Consider the following 446-nt stretch of genomic DNA (forward strand, 5'->3'; position numbering starts at 1 on the left):
GCGTGCTGGAGGTCAGCGCCAGCGGTTACTTCAACTGGCTGCGCCGTCCGCAGGACATCGCTGGCAGGCCCGGCGGGCGCCACAGCGATGAAGCTCTGCTGGCACACATCCGCGCCATCCACGCCGAGGTCAAGGGGGAATACGGCTGGCCTCGGATGCACAAGGAACTGCTGGCCAGGGGCATCCGGGTGGGCAAGGATAGGGTGCGCAAGTTGATGCAGCAGCACGGTATCCGTGCCAGAACCAAGCGCAAGTTTGTGGTCACCACCGACAGCCGCCACAGTCTGCCGGTGGCACCAGACCTGGTGCAGCGGCGCTTTACCCCCGAGGCACCCAAGCAGCTGTGGAGTGGAGACATCACCTATATCGCCACCGACGAGGGTTGGCTGTACCTGGCTGCGGTCATCGACCTGTTCAGCCGTCAGGTAGTGGGCTGGAGCCTGCAG

The 446-nt window shown here is 64.8% G+C and carries 1 protein-coding gene; it reads left to right on the forward strand.

The window, feature by feature from the left end:
* The coding region (locus B0E41_RS12740; protein ID WP_143433812.1) for an IS3 family transposase at nucleotides 1-446 on the forward strand (446 nt) is incomplete at both ends.

The organism is Hydrogenophaga sp. A37, assembly GCF_002001205.1.
Taxonomy (GTDB): Bacteria; Pseudomonadota; Gammaproteobacteria; order Burkholderiales; family Burkholderiaceae_C; genus Hydrogenophaga.